The organism is Comamonas koreensis, assembly GCF_021026195.1.
Lineage (GTDB): Bacteria > Pseudomonadota > Gammaproteobacteria > Burkholderiales > Burkholderiaceae_C > Comamonas > Comamonas koreensis.
Map to the genome: position 1 here is coordinate 146030 of NZ_JAJNCT010000020.1, position 21937 is coordinate 167966.

General features: G+C 60.8%; 16 protein-coding genes and 1 pseudogene. 5 read left to right on the forward strand and 12 right to left on the reverse strand.

Going from position 1 to position 21937, the window contains the following annotated elements; genetic code table 11:
- Positions 1–890 (reverse strand): annotated as a pseudogene (locus LPW39_RS14865) (hypothetical protein); the annotation flags it as partial.
- A 684-nt stretch (positions 891–1574) separates the two neighbouring features.
- On the opposite strand from LPW39_RS14865, the gene LPW39_RS14870 reads away from it, so the two are divergent.
- On the forward strand, positions 1575–2705 hold the full coding sequence (locus tag LPW39_RS14870) for a nuclear transport factor 2 family protein (RefSeq protein ID WP_230776549.1): 1131 nt from the start codon (positions 1575–1577) through the stop codon (positions 2703–2705).
- 95 nt (positions 2706–2800) lie between these two features.
- Here LPW39_RS14870 and LPW39_RS14875 read toward each other — a convergent pair whose 3' ends face one another.
- The gene (locus LPW39_RS14875; RefSeq protein WP_230776551.1) at positions 2801–4255 is read right to left on the reverse strand and encodes a hypothetical protein; all 1455 of its coding nucleotides are present in this window, start codon (positions 4253–4255) and stop codon (positions 2801–2803) included.
- Positions 4256–4660: 405 nt separating this feature from the next.
- Between LPW39_RS14875 and LPW39_RS14880 the strand changes: the two genes are divergently transcribed.
- Both LPW39_RS14880 and LPW39_RS14885 read left to right on the forward strand, forming a co-directional pair.
- Positions 4661–6022 (forward strand): L,D-transpeptidase Cds6 family protein, encoded by a 1362-nt coding sequence (locus LPW39_RS14880; protein ID WP_230776553.1) that lies wholly within the window; start codon positions 4661–4663, stop codon positions 6020–6022.
- A 69-nt stretch (positions 6023–6091) separates the two neighbouring features.
- Positions 6092–7426, forward strand: a complete 1335-nt coding sequence (locus LPW39_RS14885; RefSeq protein ID WP_230776559.1) for a L,D-transpeptidase family protein — start codon at positions 6092–6094, stop codon at positions 7424–7426.
- A gap of 64 nt (positions 7427–7490) precedes the next feature.
- Here the strand turns inward: LPW39_RS14885 and cydX are convergent, their stop codons facing one another.
- From cydX to cydD, 5 genes are all read right to left on the reverse strand, one after another.
- A complete protein-coding gene (cydX, locus tag LPW39_RS14890; protein WP_021025677.1) occupies positions 7491–7625 on the reverse strand; it encodes a cytochrome bd-I oxidase subunit CydX in 135 nt (44 codons plus the stop codon).
- Between the two features lie 29 nt (positions 7626–7654).
- A complete protein-coding gene (gene cydB, locus LPW39_RS14895; protein ID WP_230776569.1) occupies positions 7655–8809 on the reverse strand; it encodes a cytochrome d ubiquinol oxidase subunit II in 1155 nt (384 codons plus the stop codon).
- Positions 8810–8813: 4 nt separating this feature from the next.
- Positions 8814–10415 (reverse strand): cytochrome ubiquinol oxidase subunit I, encoded by a 1602-nt coding sequence (locus tag LPW39_RS14900; protein ID WP_230776577.1) that lies wholly within the window; start codon positions 10413–10415, stop codon positions 8814–8816.
- Between the two features lie 94 nt (positions 10416–10509).
- Positions 10510–12231 (reverse strand): thiol reductant ABC exporter subunit CydC, encoded by a 1722-nt coding sequence (cydC, locus tag LPW39_RS14905; protein ID WP_230776586.1) that lies wholly within the window; start codon positions 12229–12231, stop codon positions 10510–10512.
- Positions 12228–13958, reverse strand: a complete 1731-nt coding sequence (cydD, locus tag LPW39_RS14910; protein WP_230776597.1) for a thiol reductant ABC exporter subunit CydD — start codon at positions 13956–13958, stop codon at positions 12228–12230. Before cydD ends, cydC begins: the two co-directional genes overlap by 4 nt.
- An 881-nt stretch (positions 13959–14839) precedes the next feature.
- Between cydD and LPW39_RS14915 the strand changes: the two genes are divergently transcribed.
- Both LPW39_RS14915 and LPW39_RS23665 read left to right on the forward strand, forming a co-directional pair.
- Positions 14840–15628 (forward strand): hypothetical protein, encoded by a 789-nt coding sequence (locus tag LPW39_RS14915; protein WP_230776599.1) that lies wholly within the window; start codon positions 14840–14842, stop codon positions 15626–15628.
- 1298 nt (positions 15629–16926) lie between these two features.
- A complete protein-coding gene (locus tag LPW39_RS23665) occupies positions 16927–17346 on the forward strand; it encodes a DUF7684 family protein (RefSeq protein ID WP_456236975.1) in 420 nt (139 codons plus the stop codon).
- A gap of 90 nt (positions 17347–17436) precedes the next feature.
- Here the strand turns inward: LPW39_RS23665 and LPW39_RS14925 are convergent, their stop codons facing one another.
- The 5 genes from LPW39_RS14925 to LPW39_RS14945 form a co-directional block, all read right to left on the reverse strand.
- On the reverse strand, positions 17437–17940 hold the full coding sequence (locus LPW39_RS14925; RefSeq protein ID WP_230776603.1) for a hypothetical protein: 504 nt from the start codon (positions 17938–17940) through the stop codon (positions 17437–17439).
- Positions 17933–19366 carry a TAXI family TRAP transporter solute-binding subunit gene (locus tag LPW39_RS14930; protein ID WP_230776605.1) on the reverse strand — a complete coding sequence of 478 codons (1434 nt, stop codon included), beginning with the start codon at positions 19364–19366 and terminating at the stop codon, positions 17933–17935. The genes LPW39_RS14925 and LPW39_RS14930 overlap by 8 nt, the downstream gene beginning before the upstream one ends.
- A 42-nt stretch (positions 19367–19408) precedes the next feature.
- Positions 19409–20431: a P1 family peptidase gene (locus tag LPW39_RS14935; RefSeq protein ID WP_230776607.1), complete on the reverse strand. Its 1023-nt coding sequence runs from the start codon at positions 20429–20431 to the stop codon at positions 19409–19411.
- A gap of 114 nt (positions 20432–20545) precedes the next feature.
- The gene (locus LPW39_RS14940) at positions 20546–20851 is read right to left on the reverse strand and encodes a hypothetical protein (protein WP_230776609.1); all 306 of its coding nucleotides are present in this window, start codon (positions 20849–20851) and stop codon (positions 20546–20548) included.
- A 188-nt stretch (positions 20852–21039) separates the two neighbouring features.
- Positions 21040–21885 (reverse strand): ureidoglycolate lyase, encoded by an 846-nt coding sequence (locus tag LPW39_RS14945; RefSeq protein WP_230776611.1) that lies wholly within the window; start codon positions 21883–21885, stop codon positions 21040–21042.
- Positions 21886–21937 lie beyond the last annotated feature (52 nt).

A 21937-nucleotide genomic window follows, 5' to 3' on the forward strand; every position in this document is an offset into this window, starting at 1 on the left:
GGGTTCGTTGGATTGGTCGGGTTCGTAGGATTCGTGGGGTTGGTTGGATTGGTCGGGTTCGTAGGATCCGTCGGGTTGGTCGGATTCGTGGGGTTAGTCGGGTTCGTTGGATTGGTGGGGTTGGTCGGATTCGTAGGGTTCGTAGGGTTCGTTGGATTGGTCGGGTTCGTAGGATTCGTGGGGTTGGTTGGATCCGTTGGATTGGTCGGATTCGTGGGATTGGTGGGGTCGGTCGGATTGGTGGGATCCGTCGGATTGGTCGGATCCGTAGGATTGGTAGGGTTCGTGGGGTTTGTCGGATTGGTCGGATCCGTGGGGTTGGTGGGGTTGACGGGCGGCGTGCGGTCGTCGTCATCGTCACCACTGTCCAGCGCGGCTGCAATCAATGCGCCGCCACCAATGCCGACCAGGCCGGCCAGCAGAAAATCACCCAAGGTGGAGCCTCCGGCCTCGGCGGTTTCCTGGGTCACGATCAGGCCCAGCGCGTTGCTGTCGTCGTTAGCAGGGGCCACATCGACCTTGCCGGAGGCGAGATCCAGGGCCATTGCGCCGCCACCGTCGGCACCTGCCTGGTAGCCCAAGGTCGCTTCGGTGCCACCTGCGAAGGTACCGATCAGCTTCTGGCCACCAGCGCCGGTGAACTGCGCCTGCGCACTCCCATCTGCCGGGACGATGATCTTGTCACCCACCTGCAGGGCGGTGCCTGCGGGGGCTGCCATGGTCTGTCCGTCACGCACGATCTGTACGCCAGCAGTGGCCTGGGACAGCGTGGCCGGCGTCCCCTTGGCCGACGCGGCCATGGCCGCTCCACTGCCGGTTTGGGACGCGATGCCGTGGGTTGCCAGTGCGGCAGCTGCGGTATTGGAAGGGAGGGCGGTAGAGGTGGTCATGTTCTCTGTCCTGTTGGAGAGTGGAATATCAAACGCAAGGGCTCCGACTCGCCTCGCGAGGCTTATCTGGGTGGAGCCTGTGCAACTTGCGTGCCATAGATTTGTTTTTTATTTGCGTTCTTCTGGTATTTCATAAGTCATTGAAATTTATGGATAAATATATTTGAATGCTGATGAATTCGAATTTAAAAACTATGGTTGCATCTGGCGTTTAAGCAATGTCCAATGTTGTTCCCTCGGCTGTTACGTAACGTTCTGCCGTTACTGCGGAGCATTTCTCGGCTGCTTTTGCGATTAATAGGCTTTAAATCATGATCCTGGGATGTTGATAAAAATTTACATAATGAATCCGATGCCGGGCTCGCATACTATTTCTGTTGTCTCTTGTCGTAATAGGGACCCTCTGCAAAAATCCCTGCCTTGGTCTGAACGCGGACTCGGGCGATCCGCTGCGTTGTCTTTCTTATGAATAGCTACGGCTATTCACTGCAAAAGACGCCTTGCGGCTCATCCCGATCCGCGCCCATCCCATTGGGCGAGGGTTTTGCAGAGGATCCCTAGTGTTTCTCCTAGTCTCTGATGCGCTGGCACCGGGAACTTCAGTCGTACTCTTCTGTTTTCATGACTTTTAAAAAGCCATCTATGCGCATTGCGTCTCGTCATTTCTCTTCCCCTCTCTGGTTAATGCAGGCTCGTCTCCCCAAGCTGGTGGCTGCCATTTGCGCAGGTGGTACCGCTGTATTGCTGGCGCTGCCCGCCCAAGCGGCACGTGAAGTGGATGCCGTGGCCCAGCTGCTGGAGCAGGGGCAGACCGAGCAGGCGGCGGCGCAGGCCGACCAGTTCTTGCAGCTGAACCCGAATGACGCCGAGATGCGCTTTTTGCGGGGCGTGATCGCTACCGAGCAAAAGCAGCCGGCGCAGGCCATCCAGATCTTTTCCGCACTGTCGCGCGACTACCCGGCCATGCCCGAGCCCTATAACAACCTGGCCGTGCTGTATGCCGCCCAGGGCCAGGACCGCAAGGCCGTTGATGCGCTGGAGCAGGCCATCCGCGCCCAACCGGGCTATGCCACCGCCTATGAAAACCTGGGTGATCTGTATGCGCGCATGGCCAGCCAGTCCTATGGCAAGGCCCTGGAGCTGGACAGCAACCGCCAGGGCATTGCGCCCAAGCAGGCGCTGATAGCGCAGATTGCGCCTGGCAAGGCAGGCACTGCCATGCCCGGGGCCGCCTTGCCCACGGTGGCGGTTGCGGCTGCAGCGGCGCCCACCCCAAGCTTGACGCCCGTGCAGCCCGCAGCCCCGCTGCGCGTGCCTGGGCCGGCGCTTGCAGATCGTACAGATCCTGCTGCGGAGCGCATGGCGTCGGCTACGCCGGAACCGCAGCCCGCTGCGAAGCCCGTCAAGTCCGCCGCCATCGCGAGCCCCGCAGTGGACGCAGCGGCTGCGGCCACGGCTTCGCAGACGCTGGAGTCCTCTCCCGCAGCGGTAGAGGCGGTGGTGCAAGCCTGGGCCAAGGCCTGGGCGCAGCAAGATATGGATGCCTACCTGGCGGCCTATAGCCCCAGCTTTAAACCCGCAGATGGCAGCAGCCTGGCCGCCTGGAAGCAGTCGCGCCGCCAGCGCATCGAGGGCAAGCGCGAGATCAGCGTGGCACTGAGCGACGTACAAGTCGCCGTGGACGGCCAACGCGCAACGGCCCGTTTTATGCAGGCCTATACCGCTGGCGCACTCAAGAGCAACTCGCGCAAGACCCTGGTGCTCCAGCCCGACCAAGGCCAGTGGCGCATTGTGAGTGAGACCGTGGGGCGTTGACCCGGTTGGATCAAGCAAAGGCGCCTGCTCTTTCTGAAGCAGGCGCCTTTGTTTATGAATCGTGGAGGGTGGTTATGACTGCGTGGGGGTAGTCGTTAGCGCGCCTGAGCCAGATTGGAGAAGCTCACCGCCGCGCTGATCGTGATCAGAAGTTGGCTGGCCACGCGGCAATCGGTGAGGGGGGCGGTGCTGGAGCCCCAGCGCTGGCGGCTGGCCTGCGTGCGGGGCAGCTTGGGCCAGACCATGCGCTGGTAGCAGGTCTTGAACACGGACTGCATGCCCGAGACAAACTGGCTGCGCTGCGCATGGCTGGCAAACAGCGGCTTGCCTTGCTGCAGGGAGCATTCCATCAACGCGGCAGACACCCAAGGCTCGGGATGCAGCTTGCTGTGTTCCTCATCTTGCGCCAGCGCTTGCAGTTGCTGCCACGCGGCATGCAGCCATTGGCTGTCGCCATCGGCAGCGGCGCTGGCGGCGGCTTGCAGGTCGGAGGGCTGCTGGCCGCTCTTTTGCAGGCTTTGCAGCGCCAGTTGGGCCCAGGGGGCGCTGGCGTTGGCACCGCGTGCGGTCTGGCCATGGAGTTGGCGGGACAGCAGGCTGATCAGGTCGCGCAGGGGCGTGGCGCAGCCGGCGCCTGGGTAGAGGTGCACATACTGCACCAGCACGATCAGGCTCATGGCCTTGAGCAGGTCGCTGCCGCACTCATGCAGGCTCCAGCGCTGCATTTGCTCGGCCTGGTAGGCGATGGCGCGGTGCACGGTCATTGACGAGGCTTCCGTGGGCGCGATCTGGCGCTGGGTCAGCAGCAAGGCGTAGGTGATGCCCAGATGGTCGATCAAGGTGCTGGCCTCGGACCAGCTGCCGTCCTCGCTCTGGCTGCTGGCCAGCAGCTCCTGCGTGGCCTCATAGATGGCCGAGGCGGCGTTGCCATGGCCGCTGCGCGGCGATGAGGAGCCATAGCGGGGGAGAGTGCGCATTTCGCCCAGCGGGCTGATGTGCAGGCCTTCGAGCACCAGTTGCCAGCGGCCCTGGGTGCTGGCTGGCACCGGATCGCTCAGCAGTTGCAGGCGCGAGAGCGAGCGCGTCATGCGGTGGCTGAGCAGCGCGAGCATTTCGGCGCGCTCTTGCGCGCTGTCGGCCAGGGTCCAGGACTGGCGCAGGTCGGCCAGCGCATCCTGCGGGTCATCGCCAGGCAGAGGCAGCACTGCCTTGGCCCAATCAATGCGCAGCTCGACGCCGGTGGCGTTGAAGGCCCAGGCCCATTGGCGTATGCGCGCTGCGCCTTCCAACCAGGCATCGGCCAGGCTGGGCTGCTGGATGCTGAAGCTGGTGACGGGCAGGTTCTGCGCGGTGATGGTGAAAAACATCAGGCAGCCTTCATAGGGCTGGGGCAGATCCACCGCCTGTTGCGCCACAAAGCGCGCGGCCAGGTTCAGCTGGTGGGCCAGGCCGGGGGTGCAATGCACCTCCATGCACATATGGCGCTCTTGCAACTCGTCAAACAGGGTTTCGCAGACCGCTGGGCTGAGCAAGGGGGCGTTTTGGGTCATGTGCAGGTCTCCGGTCTAAGGCCTGGCCTGAAGCACAAATGCCCAGGCCTGCGCTGACTGGTGCAACTCCCATGCCAGTGCGCAAACCCGAGGTGGTGACCACTGCGGAATTTCAAAGTGAATTGTTTTAAATAAGAATTTTGTTTTTCTGCGCAGCTTTTGCTACCTGACAATCGCCATTTTTGCCCTGGTTGTTACGGAGGTGTTACGTAACGTTCCTGCGCTGTGGTGGGAGCGCTTCCGCCTCTGGGGGGCTGGCCCTTGGCGCAGGCCGGCTCTGTATAATCGGCCGGTTTTTGGCATGCGCCAGGCGGGGCTTTTCGCCACCAGCGGATGTATGCACAGAGACACAAGATTTCTGGCTGTTTTCTGCGGCTTTGGTCCCTTGCAACGAGAAAATCCCCCATGCAAAGTGCTTTTCCAGCGCGCTCTTCCCTGCGATCCCTGGTGCCCGTTCTTTTTCGCCAGCGCTGGGCAGCGGTCTGCGCCGGTGTGCTGATGGGGGGCGCCGTGCTGCAGGCGCAGGCGGCTCCCACATCACCGGCATCGCCCGCCGTGGCAGAAGTGCGCCAGTTGCTGCAACAGGGCAAGGCCGCGCAAGCTGCCAAGGAGGCCGATGCCTATCTGCGCAAGCAACCCGGCGATGTGGAAATGCGCTTTTTGCGGGGCGTGATTGCGACCGAGCAAAAGCAGAATGCGCAGGCGATCAAGATCTTCCAGGAGCTGACGCGCGACTACCCCGGCATGCCCGAGCCTTACAACAACCTGGCCGTGCTCTACGCAGCCGACGGCCAGGACCGCAAGGCAGCGCAGGCGCTGGAGCAATCGATGCGCACCAACCCCAGCTATACAACGGCGCATGAGAACCTGGGCGACCTCTATGCCCGCATGGCCAGCGATGCCTATGCCAAGGCGCTGCAGCTGGAAGGCGCGCCCAAGCAACAGGGCCCCCAGCTGGCGCTGATCACGCAGATTGTTCCGGCCTCGCTCGCCAACGGTAAGAACGCGCTGGTACAAGCCCGTGCCGATGTGCCGCCCAAACCGGTGGCGCCACCGCCTCCACCGCCAGCACCTGCGCCGGTTCCTGCACCGGTGCCCGCGACCGCACCGGTTCCAGCGCCCGTCCCAGCACCCGCCCCGATTGCGGCGCCCAAACCGCCTGCGCTCAGCCCGGCACCGGCCGTTGTGGCCCAAGCAGCAACTACGCCTGTGCCGGCTCCCGGCAAGGCGGCAGCGGCGCCCGCTCCAACGCCAGCACCTGCACCCACGCCGGCCCCGGCGCCCAAGGCGGCTCCGGCTCCTGCCCCCACGCCAGCAGCCGCTCCGGCGCCTGTGCCTGCCGAGCCCGCCAAGGCCGTGGCCGCCGCCCCAGCTGCCAAGCCGGCAGCAGCGGTGGCCGAGACCAAGCCCAAGCCAGCACGCGATACCGCCAAGCTGGATGTGGAGCGTGCCGTCAACACCTGGGCCACAGCCTGGGAGAAGAAGGACATGCCCGGCTACCTGGCCGCCTATAGCGACCATTTCAGCCCAGCCGGTGGCGGCAGCCTGAGCGCCTGGAAGGAAGAGCGGCGCCAACGCATTGTCGGCAAGCAGGCGATTGTGGTGAATGTGCGCAATCTGCAGGTCAGCGTCGAAGGCGACCAGGCGACGGCCAAGTTCCGCCAGTACTATGCGGCCGGTTCCCTCAAGACGACCACCCGCAAGACCTTGGTGATGCGCCTGGAAAAAGGCCATTGGCGCATCATGCGCGAGACCACCGGTGGCTGATCGGGCCAGGCTGCTCAGGCTATGATCGGCGCTGGTCCGCACAGAAGTCAGTAGAAGGAATCACAGGCTATGCCTTTTCGCAAGCAGTTTTGGTGCTCAGGGGTGGGCGTAGCCATAGTGGCCGCCGCAGGTGCGGCGCTGGCCGCCGGCTCCCCCGCCACGCCGCGTGCTGCTGCGCAGACCAATACGGCCGCTGCCGCCAAGGCCCGCCAGCCCGATGCCGAAGAGCGCCTGGTGCAGATCATTGCGCTGGTGCAAAACCAGCAGCTGGACCAGGCCTTGCGCGCGGCTGCCAGCCTGACGGCCGATGTGCCGCATTTTCAGGCGGCGCAGCTGGTGTATGCCGATCTGCTGCGTTTTCGCTCCGGACAGCCCGGCGCATTGACACCGGCTGCGGTGGCCGCGCGGGCTGCGATGCTGCCCGTCAAGCATGTCCCGCTGCCGCAAGCCGGTGCAGCGCCGTTGCCCATCCCTGCCGCCAGCGTTCAGGGCGCGCAGAGCCTGGAGCAGCTCCAGGGCCTGCAGGACGAAATCCGCCGCCGTATGCATGGTGCTCAGTCCTTGCCCACTGCTGGCCAAGTGCCTTCTGAGTTTCTGTCGCTGTCGCCATCGGTGCGCCAGGTTATTGCCATCGATGCGAGCCAGTCGCGCCTCTACCTGCTGCGCCATGACAAAGGCCAGTTGCAACTGGTGGACAGCTTCTATGTCTCCGTTGGCAAGCTCGGCGTGGGCAAGCTCGAAGAGGGCGACCAGCGCACGCCCGAAGGCATTTACTTTATTGGCCGGCAGATTGCTGGCCAGCGCCTGCCCGAGTTTTATGGCAAGGGTGCCCTGACCTTGAACTACCCCAATGACTGGGACAAGGCCATGGGCCGCTCGGGCAGTGGCATCTGGCTGCATGGTGCGCCGCCGGACCAGTTTGCGCGCCTGCCCCAGGCCAGCGATGGCTGCGTGGTGTTGGCCAACCCCGATTTGATCGCACTGATGCGCACGGTGGACAAGCTGACACCGGTGCTGATCCGCGATCAGCTCCAGTGGGTAGCGCCAAGCGATGCCTCCCACCGCCAGAACACGGAGGCCTTCCATGCTGTGCTCCAGCAGTGGCACCAAGCCTGGATGCAGGACGACCCCCAGGCCGCCTTGCAACTGGCCACGCCACAATGGACGGCCTCCGCCGAAGGCCAGGCCTGGCAGACGCGCATGGCCGGGCTGTTCAAGGGCCGCAACGTGGAGCTGCAGGACATCTCCACCTACGGCTGGAAAGACGACAAGGGCGAGATCCGCGTGGCCAACCTGAAGCTCAAGAGCCGTGAACAGGCCCAGCCCTTGTCGCTGCGCCAATACTGGCGCAAGGTGGGCAAGGATTGGCGCTTGTTCTCTGAAGACCTGCAAAACCAGAGCTGATCGGGTTCCATCCATAGCAAAAGGCCCAAACCGAGGTTTGGGCCTTTGTGCTTTGTGCAGCGGCTTAGTGCTGCGAGTCCGGGTCATCCAGCAGCTGCTGGCGCAGCTTCTGGTCTTCGGTCATCTCAAACCACATGGCGTTGAGCACCGCAAAGGCGGCGGCCAGTGGCAGGCCGAGAATCCAGGAGAAGTACCACATAGTTGAATCCTTTCTGTGTGCGGTGGCGCTCAGTAAGCGTGGCCGTTGCCGTCGTTGATGTCCTTGGCACTGACCTTGCCCCAGAGGACGGAGTAGACCCAGCTGGTGTAGGCCAGGATCAGCGGCATGAAGATGAGCGTGCAGACCAGCATGATGAACAAGGTCATGTGGCTGGACGAGGAATCCCAGACCGTCAGGCTGAAGCGCGGATCCACGGACGAGGGCAGGATCATCGGGAACATCGAGGCACCCACCGTCAGGATGATGCCGGCAATGCCCAGGCCGCTGGTGATCATCGCCAGGCCATCCTTGCGGGCGCGGATCAGCACGGCCGCCAGCAGGCAACCCAGTACGCCGAGAATGGGCGCAGCCATCGTCCAGGGGTGTTGCTGGTAGTTCTGCATCCAGGCGCCAGGGGCGTGGGCAGCGGTCTTGAACAGCGGGTTCGACGGGCCGGTGGTGTTCAGCACCGAGGTGATGCTGTAGCCATCGACAAACTTCCACAGCACGATACCGGCCAGCACAAACAGCACGGCAGTGACGACGGCCGAGATGCTGCCCACGGTGCGGGCCCGGGCGGCAATCGCACCTTCGGTCTTGATGCACAGCCAGGCCGCGCCATGCATCAGCAGCATGGTGACGGAGATCAGGCCAGCCAGGATCGCGAAGGGGTTGAGCAGGCCGAAGAAGCTGCCGTCGTAGTGGATGTAGAGCTCAGGCGTGAGGCGGAAGGGCACGCCCTGCAACACATTGCCCATGGCCACGCCGCAGATCAACGCGGGGATGAAGCTGCCGGCAAACAGTGCCCAGTCCCAGCGGCTGCGCCAGGTGGGTGACTCGTTCTTGCTGCGGTACTTGAAGGCAACCGGGCGCAGGATCAGACCGATCAGGATCACGAACATGGCCAGGTAAAAGCCCGAGAAGGACACCGCATACAGCTGTGGCCAGGCGGCAAAGATGGCGCCACCGCCGAGCACCAGCCAGACCTGGTTGCCTTCCCAGGTGGGGCCTACGGCGTTGATGATGACGCGGCGTTCCAGATCGTTCTTGCCCAGAAAGGGCAGCAGCATGCCGGTGCCCAGGTCAAAACCGTCCATCACGGCAAAGCCGATGAGCAGTACGCCCAGCAGCACCCACCAGATGACACGCAGGGTGTCGTAGTTCAAAAGTGTATGCAAGATCATGGTGTTACTTTCCCGAATAGGTAGGTTGTGCCGTGGCGATCGAGGCATAGCTCAGCGGCTGCGGGTCACGCTGCTCGGGCTCGAGCTCGGGGCCCTTTTGAATGGCCTTGAGCATCAGCTTCATCTCGATGATCAGCAGCACCGTGTACAGCGCCACAAAGCCCAGGATGGTGATCAGCAGGGTGGTCACGCCCAGGTTGGACGCGGCCACAGCGGTAGGCAGCACGCCTTCAATGATCCAGGGCTGGCGGCCGAACTCGGCCACAAACCAGCCGCACTCAATGGCGACCCAGGGCAGCGGGATCGACCAGACGGCCACCCACAGCAGCCAGCGGCGGTTTTCCAGCTGGTGGCGCGACGCGAGGTAGAAGAACACCGCCGTCAGCACGATGAAGAACATGCCCAGCGCGACCATGATGCGGAAGGTCCAGAACAGTGGAGCCACCTGCGGAACCGTGTCCCAGGCCGCCTTGGCGATCTGCGCGTCGCTGGCCTGGCGTGGGTCATCGACATAACGCTTGAGCAGCAGCGCATAGCCCAGCGACTTGCCATTGGCCTCGAACTGCTCCTTGAGCTCGGGCGAGATCGTCGTCGTGGAGCCCGCTGCGCGGATCTTCTCCAGCGCGTCATAGGCCTTGATACCGTCGCGGATCAGCACCTCGGCATGCTTGACCAGGTCGTTGATGCCCTGCAGCTCGGTATCCAGCGAGCGGGTGCCGATCAGACCCATGGCCCATGGGATGTGGATGGCGTAATGGGTCTCGCGCGCTTCCTGGTCGGGAAAGCCGATGGCGGTGAAGGCGGCCGGCGCAGGCTCGGTCTCCCACATCGCTTCGATCGCGGCGAGCTTCATCTTCTGGTGTTCGCCCGACAGGTAGCCGGACTCGTCACCGAGCACCACCACCGACAGCGAACCGGCCAGACCAAAGGCGGCAGCCACGGTCATCGACCGCTTGGCCAATGCCACATGGCGGCCCTTGAGCAGGTACCAGGCCGACACGCCCAGCACAAAGATGGCCGCGCAGACATAACCGGCAGAGACGGTGTGCACAAACTTGGCCTGCGCCACCGGGTTGGTCAGCACGGCAGCGAAGTCATTGACCTCCATGCGCATGGTCTGCGGGTTGAAGACGGCACCCACGGGGTTCTGCATCCAGCCGTTGGCGATCAGAATCCACAGCGCCGACAGGTTGGTGCCGAGGGCGGTGAGCCAGGTGACGATCAAGTGCTTGACCGGCGAGAGCTTGTCCCAGCCGAAGAAGAACAGACCGACAAAGGTCGCCTCCAGGAAGAAGGCCATCAGCCCTTCGATGGCCAGCGGGGCGCCAAAGATATCGCCCACATAGTGGCTGTAGTAGCTCCAGTTCATGCCGAACTGGAACTCCATCACCAGGCCGGTGGCCACGCCGATGGCGAAGTTGATGCCAAAGAGCACACCCCAGAACTTGGTCATCTGGCGCCAGATGACGCGCCGCGTCATCACATAGACCGTCTCCATGATGGCGATCAGCATGGACAGCCCCAGGGTCAGAGGTACGAAGAGAAAGTGGTACAGGGCTGTGAGTGCAAACTGCAATCTTGATAGCCCGACGATGTCGAGATCCATGAACTGGTCCTTCCGTGTTGTAAGTGCTCGATCTGGTAGAAAAACTACGTGGGTTCCAAACTGACAAATCCGTGGCTTGCGCAGGCGGCGGGGGCTAGCCAGGCCGCAATCGCTGCAGCAGTGCTTCAAACTCCGCCGTGCCCTTGCGCGCTTGCGCCAATCCTCCTTGCAAGGGGGCGATCCAAACAATGCGGTCGGCGTGGCGCGCCTCGCGCTGCAAATGGCTGGCCATCACGATGGCGCTGCGGCCGCTGGCTGCGCGCTGGGCATGCCATTGCGCCAACGTGTTCATCACCTGGGCAGCGGTCTGGCGGTCCAGGCCTTCAGTGGGCTCGTCCAGCAAGCGCAAGGGGGCTGGGTGCAGCAGCAGGCGGGCAAGGGTCAGGCGGCGCGATTCGCCCCCCGACAGGCCTGCGCCCTGGCTGCCCAGCGGCGTGTTCAGTTGTTGGGGCAGTGCGCGGATGACGTCGGCCAGGCCTGCCGTTTGCAGCGCGTCCCACAGCTGCGCGTCGCTGGCGTCAGGCCGGCCCAGGCGCAGGTTGGCGGCCACGCTGGCCTGGAACAGCTCTGTGCGTTGGGGCAGGCTGGCGCAGGGCGCCCGCAGCACCTGGCCGGCGCTGGGCGCCAGGTCACCAGCGATCAGTGCCATCAGGCTGGATTTGCCAGCGCCGCTGGGCCCTGCCAGCACCAGCCATTCGCCATCGGCCACCTGCAGATCGATCTGCTGCAGCAAGGCGCTGGCACTGCCCGGGTGCTGCAGGCGGACCGCTTGCATGTCAACGGCCAGGCCGGTAGCAGGTGCTTGGGCTTCGCCGGAGTGGGTGTCGACAGCGTCATCGAGCAGCGGTGCAATGCGGCGCGCAGCGAGCAAGGTGCGGCCCGCTTCCATCGCGCCCCGGCGGATATGGACGAGAGGCTCCAGCGCTGCCAGCAGCAGCAAGGTGGCCAGCGCGGCAACGGGCGCGCCAATTTCACCCTTCTGGGCCAGCCAGGCGGCGCAGAGCAAGGCGGCTGCGGTGGCCAGGTGGCCCAGCATGGCCATCGCGACGGCGACCCCCGATTCCAGCCGATTCAGACGGATATCGGCAGCAAACTGCTGGCGCTCTGCCGCAGCAATGCGCGCCATCTGGCGGGGCAGGGTGCCGGCCATCACGAGCTCGGTCTGCGCGCCGACGGCATCAATCACCTGGGCCCGCAACTGCTCGCCGGCAAAGCTGCGGCGCAGCGCGGTCATAAAACCGTAGCGCATGCACCAGGCCACGCATGCTAGGCCACCTGCCAGCACCATGGCGCCGACCAGCAATCCGCTTTGCCAGTTCAAAAAGATCGTCAACGCCAAGGCCGTGACGCAGGCGCTCACCAGCAGCGAGACGGCCGGGGTCAGCAAGCGCAGGTAGACGGCGTCCAGCGCATCGATATCGGCGGTAAGGCGGTGCAGCAGGCGGGCAGGGCGCTGGCGCAGTGCCAATGCGGTATCGGCGGCGGCGAGGCGCGAGAACAGCTGCACCCGCAGGGCAGCCAGCACGCGCAAGGTGGCATCGTGGGTCACCACCCGTTCGCTGTAGCGTGCGCCGGTGCGCAGCATCGAGAAAAAGCGCACTCCGGCACCGGGCGCGAATACATCAAACACCACGGCCGTGGCGGTAGAGAGACCCGCCACATAGGCAGCCGTGAGGAACCAGCCCGACAGACCCAGCAGCGCCATGCCGGCGCACACGGTGATGGCAGCGAGCAAGCTGCCCAGCAGCAGGCGCCGGCGGTAGGGCGATTGCGCAAACAGCTGAACAATGGGGCGCAGCGCGTTCCAGGCCATCATGCGATGCTCCTCATGGCGGCGGGCAGGCCGGTGGCAATGGGTGGTTGGCTGCCATCGAGCGACAGCACCCGGTCCATGCAGGCGGCCAGCAGCGGATCATGGGTGGCCACGACCAGGGTGGCGCCGCGCGCTGCCAACGCCAGCAGGCCCTGGCGTACAAACTGGGCGGTCTCGGCATCCAGGTGGGCCGTCGGTTCATCGGCCAGCACCAGACGGCAGCCGGGCGTGGCAGCCGCGCGTGCCAGGGTCAGGCGCAAGGCCTCGCCACCCGACAGGCCCAGGCCGCCATCGCCCACCACCGTATTGCCGCGCAAGGCCAGCACAGGGCCGAGCGCTGCGCGCTGCACTGCTTGCTGCAGTGCGGCGTCGTCGATATCGCGGCCCAGGCGGATGTTGTCCACCAGGCTGGCAGCCAGCACATGGGGCTTTTGTGCGACCCAGGCCATGCCGCTGCGCAGGCTGTCTGCATAGGCTGGATCCATGGCTTGGCCATCGATGAGGATGCTGCCCGCGCTGGGCGCTGCCAGGCCTGCGATCAGCGCCATGACGGTAGATTTGCCGCTGCCGCTTTCTCCCCACAGCGCCACGCGCTCGCCAGCGCCAATCTCTGCGCTGAAGGCTTGGACCACCAGCGGACTCTGGGTGCTGTATTGAAAGCTGAGGTCCTGGATCGTCAGCGCAGCAGCCGTTGTCTTGGGGGCGCTGGCAGCGCTGTCTGGGTGCCCATTACCAGTACCCACCAACTGCGGGCCAGGCTGCTGCAGCGCTTGCAGCGCGTCCAGCGCAGCGACACCGGCTGCCTTGTCATGCCATACCGCAGACAGCTCGCGCAGCGGCTCAAAAAACGCGGGGGCCAGCAGCAGCACGAACAGGGCCTGGGCGAGGCCCAAGGTACCGCCCCAGCTGCCAAACGGGATCTGGCCCAGCAAATGAAAGCCGACATAGACAGCGACCAGGGCCACGCCCAACGCAGAGAACAGCTCCAGCACCGCAGAGGACAGGAACGCAATCTTGAGCACCGCCATGGTGTTGGCGCGCAGCTGCTCTGCCGTACGGGCCAGCTGCTGGGCCACCTGGGCGACGGCGCCCAGTCCGCGAATACTGGCTAAGCCCTGCAGGCGATCGAGCAAGAACTGGTTCAGGTTGCCAACATCCTGCAGATGCTTTTTGCTGGCCGCCTCGGCCCGCCAGCCCACCAGCGCCATAAAGATGGGGATCAGGGGCGCAGCCACCAGCAGCACCAGGCCAGCGACCCAGGACAGGCTGAACACGCAGACCAGGATGACCAGCGGCACCACCATGACCTTGGTGCGCGCCGTGGTGTAACGGGCAAAGTAGGGCGTGATGTGGTCAGCCTGCTCGTTGAGCACACTGGCCGCCAACCCGGCCGATGGGCGCTGTGGGTGCAAGGGCGAGTGCAGCGCCAGGGCCTGCAATGCCTGCAGCCGCAGCAGCTGCGTGTGGGCGCGCGCCGCTGCAAAAGCCCGGCGCAGGCCATAGCCATCCACCAGGGCCCGCAGCAAACCCAGCGCCAGGAACACGGCGCAAGCCTTGGCCAGCGCCGACCAGTCCGCTTGCTGGTGAATCGCCTCAATCCCCCAGGCAATCACCGCCGCTTGTGGCAACCACAGCAAGGCCGCGAGCACCTGCCACCACGCTCCCTGCGCAGAGGGGCGCGATGCCACAGCAGAGCTGCTGGTGGAGGGGGTTGCACGGATGGATGGCATGGAGGCGACTTTTTAGTTTTCAGAAATTCTTGAAAGTATTGTATCTCCAAGATACTTATTAATTCAATTTATCGAATACCTGATAAGGGCAATGTTGATCGAATGCGCGGGACTCCTCGGTCGATGCATCGGTGTCAGATGCTACGAAATTGAGAGCGTTAAGGTCTTTGAATGCTTGGGTTATGCACAAACTTCCACAAACCTGAACGCCTTACGTTCTGGCTGCTGCACGGTGTTTCTGGCCCGCTTTGCCAAACGCTTGAGCCGATTGTGTTGCCTAGAGTGTGAACAGAGCTTGCTGTAAGTCAAGAACAGTGCGGGTTCTCCCTAGGGGGTGGGATGGGAGAGATGGGGCGTTGTTTGGGGGCGACTGGAATCGTCGCTAGCTGGCAAAACTAGGGAAAAGGGTCTGGGTGCGCGCATGGCGAAGGCTGCTCGTTCAGGATTGAGTGACGAACGCTCCAGATGGCAGTGACCGTTGCTTTTGGAAACCAAGTGGGAGAGGTATCCCAAGCTTAGAAAGTTGCTAGTTCTAGAAAAGTAGAAGGTTTTGTATGGCAGAGCAAGTTGAAGCCAAGTAGCTCAATAACGTGCATCTAGCAGACGTACCAAGCGCAATTTCAAGGTTCTCTCACCGCAAGATTGGATAGAGATCGGTGCTCGTCTTCTTAGCGGATCTCCGAAGCTGCCCAAAATCTTGCAATTTTTTGTGAAGCAGATTGTTTGGATAGAAATATTTAGCAGAGCAATGATTATCTCGAATTGTCGGAATTCATGAATAAATTAGACTTTTAGCGTTTGCTGATTTTGGACGGAAATGCGCTTGGCGCCAAGGTCTGCAAAAATTCACAGCTGCTTCATTTTGAGAGGATGGAAAATTGGTGTACTTTAAAATTCCAGGGCCGCTCGGCGTGCGTGAGCATAGCAATAACCACGATGGGCCGTTCATTAGTAAATTCTTCCACAATGGCGTTCATCAAGCTCCTAGTCATGGCTTTGATGGTGCAGTGGGGGCTCCATATTTTTCAACGCCGTTAGCTAACAAAGTAACAAATTCAGATATTGCTGCTGGATTAATGTGCGAAGAGCTGAGTGAAGCAGAATTTTCAGTGCTAGTGATGGCTCTTTGCAAAGATGCAATTGTCCTTGCGGAGCAAAGGCAGGCAGAGCTTCAACGCTGGGATGCCGCGGCAAAAAAGCGTACGTGGATTTGGTTTAACTCTTCAAGCGAAGAGCTAAGAGATTTTTTGCTTAAGGGTATTGCCGCAACCATTGTAAGCTTACGAGCGCTAAGGGCGAAAGATTTCGTTCAGTATTCAGAGGAAAATATCAAGCTGGGTTCATGCCACGGATCGGTCGTTGATCCTGAGGCAGCAGCATCGGTTTGTCCAGTGGATGTCGCTAACAAGAGGATAATGATCGCGCCAAAATTTTGTGGTCTGAGCAGAGATAAAAGAAATCCATACAACGGAGAGATCGGAGATGGAGATAGTCAACTTTTGACGCTGGTGCATGAAGTCACCCATTTTAAAGATGTGTTTGGCTCAAATGATAATTTCTATAGTACTTTTAGATCTATTAAATACGTAGAAGATCCTGGCATTCGATTTAACGCAGATAGTCTTGCGGCATACATTATCGGGACCAATCCGCGACAGGAGCGCTATTGATGTTTAATTTAACTTATTTGCGAAGAAATGCGGCATTTGCATTGTTATTTACTTTTGGGGTGTCAAGTTCTGCATATGCCTGCTCATTGACTGGGCTGCAGCATGAGGTGAAATTCGATGGTGATGAGCCTACTTTAGGTAAAGAAGAAGCTGTGGCTCTTGTCCAATGGTTTGCGCACCAAAGAGATCTCAGACGCTATGACGGAATTGACATTGTTTCAATGTATCCCAAGGGTAATAAAAAATTAGCTGAGGTCTCTAGAAAAAGAATGCAAAATATCTCGAGTCTCATAGATTCTATGAATGTCGATAGAATATCCGTAGCGTTTACAATAAGCGAGGGTCGACAGGACGCGTTGGGCCCCGTTGGGTATGTTTACCACGAAGTTCTGGTGGTAATGTCGCCTTCATGTACTAGGGCTGGAACCTGCTGTAATATCCGTGTTAACTAAAGAGAATAAATGCGAAAATTTGTACCTGACGCGATAAATTGATAGTTTTTGGAAACGTTGAAAATCTTTTATTTCAATTAATGGCTGAGGCTAAAGCGATATTTCTCGATGCTGAATTAGGTGTAATACAAAGATTTATTTATTTTGCCGAATATGGCTCGGCATTAGAAGCGGTAATTGCTATTTATTTGTGGAAAGGGAGGTTTATTAGTCCTAAGACTCTTAATTTGATTGAGTGTCTAGGGGCGTGATGCCAATGGAGACCAAATATTTACTCAAGGATATGTTAAGCAATTAGAGGTGGGTTGATTGCGAATACCTGGGAAGATTTGCTGAATTGCTTGGGTTGGATTTTTTACGTTAAACGATTTGATTGCATTAAATTATATTGATCATATTTAAAAATTAATTGACTTTGTAAAAATGACATACGTTTGTAATTTTTTTATACAAACTCTTCTTCCAGCGCTGTATTATTGGTATTAGAGCCTTGGGCGGAAGAGGTATTACTTGCTTCTGGGGTTGCTGCGAAAGTCACTGGGGAAGGTGGTTTGGTTGGTTCCACTTTCGAGCTTGAGCAGTTAGATGGTCGATTGATTGTGTATGCATGGCCGGATTCGATAGCGTCGATCCAAATTTCATACATATCTCATTGCAGATGCGTGCCTTTGCAATTCAAATTTTTCATCGGGCTCTAGATGCATGCATGAGTGAAAGGCGCCTGGCTAACACGTTTAAGAAGATGCAATAATATATGCGCAGGATAGTAGGAAGATAGGATGGAAGTATTTATCGCGGTGTGCGTGACGTCATTGGATATATTGATTAGGATGGTGGTGTTGAAATATGAGGTCTACATTTAACTTGCAAATAATCAATTTGCAATCGAGCGAATCGATTGAGTTGACCCCGCACCCTACAGTAAGTTTGCTGGTCATTGATGCTATATCTCCAGCCATGGATTTCAAAGCTTTCGTTCGAACCCTAATACCCGCAGGATGTCAATACTTTATGATCATAGGCCATGCAGCGGAGGACGTGCATGACGCTTTAGATTTCGCAATTGATGATTGTGATTTTGGGTATTGTGGTACGCCTACTGCTGTTCACAACGATGAGTCTGCCGAAGACGTAGCATCGTTTTTGTTCAATGCAGCGATTCCTGGTGAAACAAATGTGCGCTGCGTAGTTGGATATTACAAGGAGGGTGATGCAGTGCGTGATATTCTAGGGAAATTGAGGCTTGAAATCTCGAGAAATAAGTGAGTATTCAATACTAGGCCATCAAATGGGATGATCGCCCTGTGCTCGTTGACTAGTCTGCATACTTAAATGGTTGGCAGTACCTTGGCTTTGTCAGTGGCTTGGACCTTTACAGCTGCCTTCATCCACAAGAGGCATAAACGTCACAGTGGTATGTTGAGCTTTAAAATGCACCATTTTTACATCAATGCCTTGGTCCTCAAAAAGACTCATTGCTTTTGATAAATTCTCTTTTTGGGTGGTGATAACAATGCGGTTCATTTTGTAGTCAATCTGCGAACCGGTAATGTATTGGTTGTTATTAAATTTCTTAAGAACAATTTGCTTGTGAAGCCTCTGCAGCTCCGCCATGCTGTATGGGACATAAACAATATGCAGCATTTGCTGAATCTCCCGATCCAGCTCTACCGGTGATGTCAATCCCAGCACCAATTTGCTATCTTCTCCCAGCCACATGCCTGCGTATTTATCTCCTGCTGCTTTAAAGATGGCAGCGCATTGGCTTTCCGTTGGGGCGAAAGGGTTAGATGCATTGGCAGCAGGATGGGCGGTGAGCAGGGCAAGGCTAAGGGCGATGGCGGTGATAGTTCTATGCATGTGAATTAGCCAGGTGGTCGGAATTTTCCGCATTGTTCGCGCGGGCTGCGCCATCTCCGTGCCCTTGCTGCTCCAACTTCTGCAACACCCAATGAATATGGCTGCGCAGCGCATACAACTCATCCGCATACGACAGTGGCACGGTGATCTTCTCCACCTTGCGGCTCAGCTCCAGCAGCTCAGCCTGGATGCTTGCGCGGTCGGGGTTGGGTTGCTCCATCTCGTGCTCGATGGCGCGCAACTGGCCATACCACTTGAAGACGCGTGAGCGCACGCGGAACTGGTAGAGGGGTGGTACGACCCGTGATAGCGGCAGCATGAAGGCCAGCAAAACGCCCAGCACCAGCCACATGCGCTCGACCAGGTTGGCGAGCCAGAAGGGCAGGTAGCGCTGCAGCAAGGGGGCGGGCTCGTTGATGGCGCGTACGCCCTCGGGGGCGACGGCCAGTTCGCTGCTGCGGGTGTTGGGAAAGTCACGAGCCCGGTTGAACCAACCCGCTTGGCTGTGGATGCCCTGCGAGGCCTGGGCGAAGAGTTGCTTGATGGCGGGGTGGGTGTCATCGCGGGCCAGCAGCGAGGTGGTGGAGGCCAGCAGGTGCACGTTTTGCGGCGGCACATTGGCGGCGAGGTCGACAATGCCGCGCGGCAAGGTGACAGGGCTCAGGAACCTGAACTTGCGGCCGTAGGCCTCGTTCTGCGGAAAATCCATCAGCTGCACACCAGGTGTTTTCAGCAGCATTTGCACCATCGGCGATTCGGGCGCGGAGACCAGCACCAGCGCATCGATCTTGCCGGCCAGAAACTCCACCGTTGCAGGCGTTTCGGCCAGGTGCGATACGCGCAGTTGGGCCAGGCTCAGGTGGTTGGCCTCCAGCAATTGGTTGAACAGATTGGGCACGCCGCTGCCGGCGGTGCCGACGTTGATGCGCCAACCGGCGAGCTGGGTAAGGCTGTTCAGATGGGGGCGCTTGGTCAGGCGCTGGGCCGAGTCGCTGCGGTAGAACAGCCAGACGGGCTCGACAAACAGCGCGCCCAGCGAGGTGAGGCTGTCCAGGTCGTCCTCGGTCAGCTCGGCGGTGCCGCCTTGCACAAAGGCCAGATCGACCTTGCCCTCGCGCAGCAGCTGCAGGTTGTCGAAAGAGCCTTCGCTGCCGACCAAATCGACCCGGATCTTGTTCTTGGCTAGCGGCGTGCGGTACTGCTCGCCAAAACTGGCATAGGCGCTTTGGGCTGGGCCGGTGGCGAGCTTGACCTGCGAGGGCGGGTTGGGCTTGAGCCACCAGTAGGCGGCCACGATCAAGGCCACGGCCAGGATGACCAGCGGGCCGCCGGAGACCAGCGCATCGCGGATGTTGAGCACCAGGGTGATCAGGGTTTGGCGCAGCCCGTAGGCTTTTTGGCGCATGGACGTGGAGCGGTCACCCATGGTGTGTGGCGGGCTGCCGGCGCAGCGCTGTTGGAATGGCGCCTACTGTAAATCAGCCGCGCTGGGCAGGTGCAAGGCCTTGTGGTTTTCTCCGGCATCGATTTGTAAACGATTGGCATGCAGCACCGCCTGCAAGGTGGCCTGGGCGACAGCCTCGGCGGCCATCGTGGCCAGCACCATCATGCCGGGGCTGCGCCCGGCGGCTCCCGTGCCCAGGCAGAACAAGGTGTCGCCGTCCGACATGGTGTGCACCGGGTTGATCGCGCGGGCCAGGCCGTCGTGGCCCACCGTCGCCAGGCGGCTGGCCAGGGCCTTGGTGATGGTCGCGTCGGTGGCGATGACGCCGATGGTGGTGTTGGTGCCCGCCAGCAGCGGCTGCGGGGGCTCGCCGCGCAGCAGCGCGCGGCGCGTGTCGATGAGCCCCAGACCATCGCTGGTGCGCGCGCCGGCCACCACCTGGGCGGTGTCCGGGTGCAGCACATCGCCCAGTGCATTGCAGGCAATGATGGCGCCCACGGTGACGCCATCGACGGTGACCGACGCGGTGCCGATGCCGCCCTTCATCGCGCGCTGGATGCCAAAGATCTTGCCCACCGCAGCACCTGCCCCCGCGCCCACATTGCCTTGCGCGGGCATGGCACTGCTGGCGGCCTGGCAGGCCGCATAGCCGGCGTGGGCATCGGGGCGGATGCGCATATCACCCACCAGCACATCAAACAGCACGGCGGCAGGAACCAGCGGAATGCGGCCCACGGAGATATCGAGGCCTACGCCTTGCTCTTCCAGCCAGCGCATCGCGCCGCTGGCCGCATCCAGGCCCCAGGCGCTACCACCCGCCAGCATGATGCCGTGCACGCGCTCGACCAGGTTGGTGGGGTGGAGCAAGTCGGTTTCGCGCGTGCCGGGTGCGGCACCGCGCACATCGACACCGCCCACCGCCCCGGCTTTGGCCAGGATGGCCGTGCAGCCGGTGGGGCGGCGCGTGTCTGTGAAGTGGCCCACTTCGATGCCTTGCACCAAGGTGATGGAGCCGGCCGGAGCCATGGGGAGGGGGGAGGAGGACATGGCCCGATTGTGGGCCAACTGGGCTTGCAGCTGCAGCGGCCAAGACAGCGGGCTGTCAAACAGGTGTCTGGCAGCCCGCAAACATGGATGAGCAAGAGTGCGAGCGCACGCCGATCAGCGGCGGATGACGATCTGCGGGCTGATCACAATCGCATCGGGGGTGCGGGGCGCCACCAGCACCGGGGCCGCGTAGGCTGGCTGCGGCGCGTAGTAGGCGGCCGGGCGGTCGTGGCAGCGGCGCTTTTCCTTGTATTCGCCATTGCGCTTCCACTTGCGTTCCACCTGGCAGTTGCCGTCCCAGAACTGTTCCTTGTGTTCCTTGCGGTGGTGGTGGCGGTGGCCGCCGCCATGGGCCCAGCTGGCATCGGCCAGGCAGGAGAGCGCCAACGCAGTGAGCAAAGGGGTCAACAAACGGTTCATGGCAGGGGGTGGGGTGGTGGACGATGGTGGCAGCTTAGCGGAAAATCCTGTATCAAAAGATGAGCAATGGTTGCTTTGTACATCAGCTGTTGCGGCTGTTTTGATGGTGGAAATCTATGGCGATGGTTGCTACCATTTTTCCACCTGTAAGCACCCGTTGCCGCGCTGGCGCCGGGTGCTATGCGTCATCAGGCATTGACGGTGGTTTGCTGCTGCTCACCCAAGCCCTCAATACCCAGGCGCATGGTCTGCCCGGCCTTCAGGTAGACGGGCTGGGGCTTGATGCCCAGGCCCACGCCGGGAGGGGTACCGGTCGAGATGATGTCGCCCGGCTGCAGGCTCATGCACTGGCTGACATAGGCGACGATCTGCGCGACCGTGAAGATCATCGTCTTGGTGTTGCCGTTCTGAAAGCGCTTGCCATCCACCTCCAGCCACATGGACAGGTTTTGTGGGTCCGGCACTTCGTCGCGCGTCACCAGCCAGGGGCCGATGGGGCCAAAGGTGTCAAAGCCCTTGCCCTTGTCCCAGGTGCCACCGCGCTCGATCTGCCATTCGCGCTCGGACACATCATTGACCACGCAGTAGCCGGCCACATGCTCCAGCGCCTGGGCTTCGGTGATGTATTTGGCCGCTTTACCGATGACGACGCCCAGCTCGACTTCCCAGTCGGTCTTGGTGGATCCACGGGGGATTTCAACCGCATCGTTGGGGCCGCAGATGGCGCTGGTCCATTTGTTGAAGATCACCGGCTCGGTGGGGATGGCAGCGCCCGATTCAGCGGCATGGTCGGCGTAGTTGAGGCCGATGCAGATGAACTTGCCCACGCGCGCCACACAAGGGCCGATGCGGGGCTGGCCTGGCACGGCTGGCAGGGTGCTGGGGTCGATCGCGCGCAGGCGGGCCAGCGCGGCGTCGCCCAGCTCTGCGCCTTCAATATCGCTGAGCACGCCCGAGAGGTCGCGCAAGGTGTTGCTGCTGTCGAGCAGGCCGGGCTTTTCCTGGCCCACCGGGCCGTAACGCAGTAATTTCATGTCATCTCCAAAGGATCAAGGGCTGGCAGCCGCCAGTCTAGGCGCCTGCCAG

What these genes read in the sequence shown, in the direction of transcription:
- LPW39_RS14870 (WP_230776549.1), top strand. Translation starts at nt 1,575, where the DNA reads ATGCAGGCTCGTCTCCCCAAGCTGGTGGCTGCCATTTGCGCAGGTGGT.
- LPW39_RS14875 (WP_230776551.1), bottom strand. Translation starts at nt 4,255, where the DNA reads ATGACCCAAAACGCCCCCTTGCTCAGCCCAGCGGTCTGCGAAACCCTG.
- LPW39_RS14880 (WP_230776553.1), top strand. Translation starts at nt 4,661, where the DNA reads ATGCAAAGTGCTTTTCCAGCGCGCTCTTCCCTGCGATCCCTGGTGCCC.
- LPW39_RS14885 (WP_230776559.1), top strand. Translation starts at nt 6,092, where the DNA reads ATGCCTTTTCGCAAGCAGTTTTGGTGCTCAGGGGTGGGCGTAGCCATA.
- cydX (WP_021025677.1), bottom strand. Translation starts at nt 7,625, where the DNA reads ATGTGGTACTTCTCCTGGATTCTCGGCCTGCCACTGGCCGCCGCCTTT.
- cydB (WP_230776569.1), bottom strand. Translation starts at nt 8,809, where the DNA reads ATGATCTTGCATACACTTTTGAACTACGACACCCTGCGTGTCATCTGG.
- LPW39_RS14900 (WP_230776577.1), bottom strand. Translation starts at nt 10,415, where the DNA reads ATGGATCTCGACATCGTCGGGCTATCAAGATTGCAGTTTGCACTCACA.
- cydC (WP_230776586.1), bottom strand. Translation starts at nt 12,231, where the DNA reads ATGATGGCCTGGAACGCGCTGCGCCCCATTGTTCAGCTGTTTGCGCAA.
- cydD (WP_230776597.1), bottom strand. Translation starts at nt 13,958, where the DNA reads ATGCCATCCATCCGTGCAACCCCCTCCACCAGCAGCTCTGCTGTGGCA.
- LPW39_RS23665 (WP_456236975.1), top strand. Translation starts at nt 16,927, where the DNA reads ATGAGGTCTACATTTAACTTGCAAATAATCAATTTGCAATCGAGCGAA.
- LPW39_RS14925 (WP_230776603.1), bottom strand. Translation starts at nt 17,940, where the DNA reads ATGCATAGAACTATCACCGCCATCGCCCTTAGCCTTGCCCTGCTCACC.
- LPW39_RS14930 (WP_230776605.1), bottom strand. Translation starts at nt 19,366, where the DNA reads ATGGGTGACCGCTCCACGTCCATGCGCCAAAAAGCCTACGGGCTGCGC.
- LPW39_RS14935 (WP_230776607.1), bottom strand. Translation starts at nt 20,431, where the DNA reads ATGTCCTCCTCCCCCCTCCCCATGGCTCCGGCCGGCTCCATCACCTTG.
- LPW39_RS14940 (WP_230776609.1), bottom strand. Translation starts at nt 20,851, where the DNA reads ATGAACCGTTTGTTGACCCCTTTGCTCACTGCGTTGGCGCTCTCCTGC.
- LPW39_RS14945 (WP_230776611.1), bottom strand. Translation starts at nt 21,885, where the DNA reads ATGAAATTACTGCGTTACGGCCCGGTGGGCCAGGAAAAGCCCGGCCTG.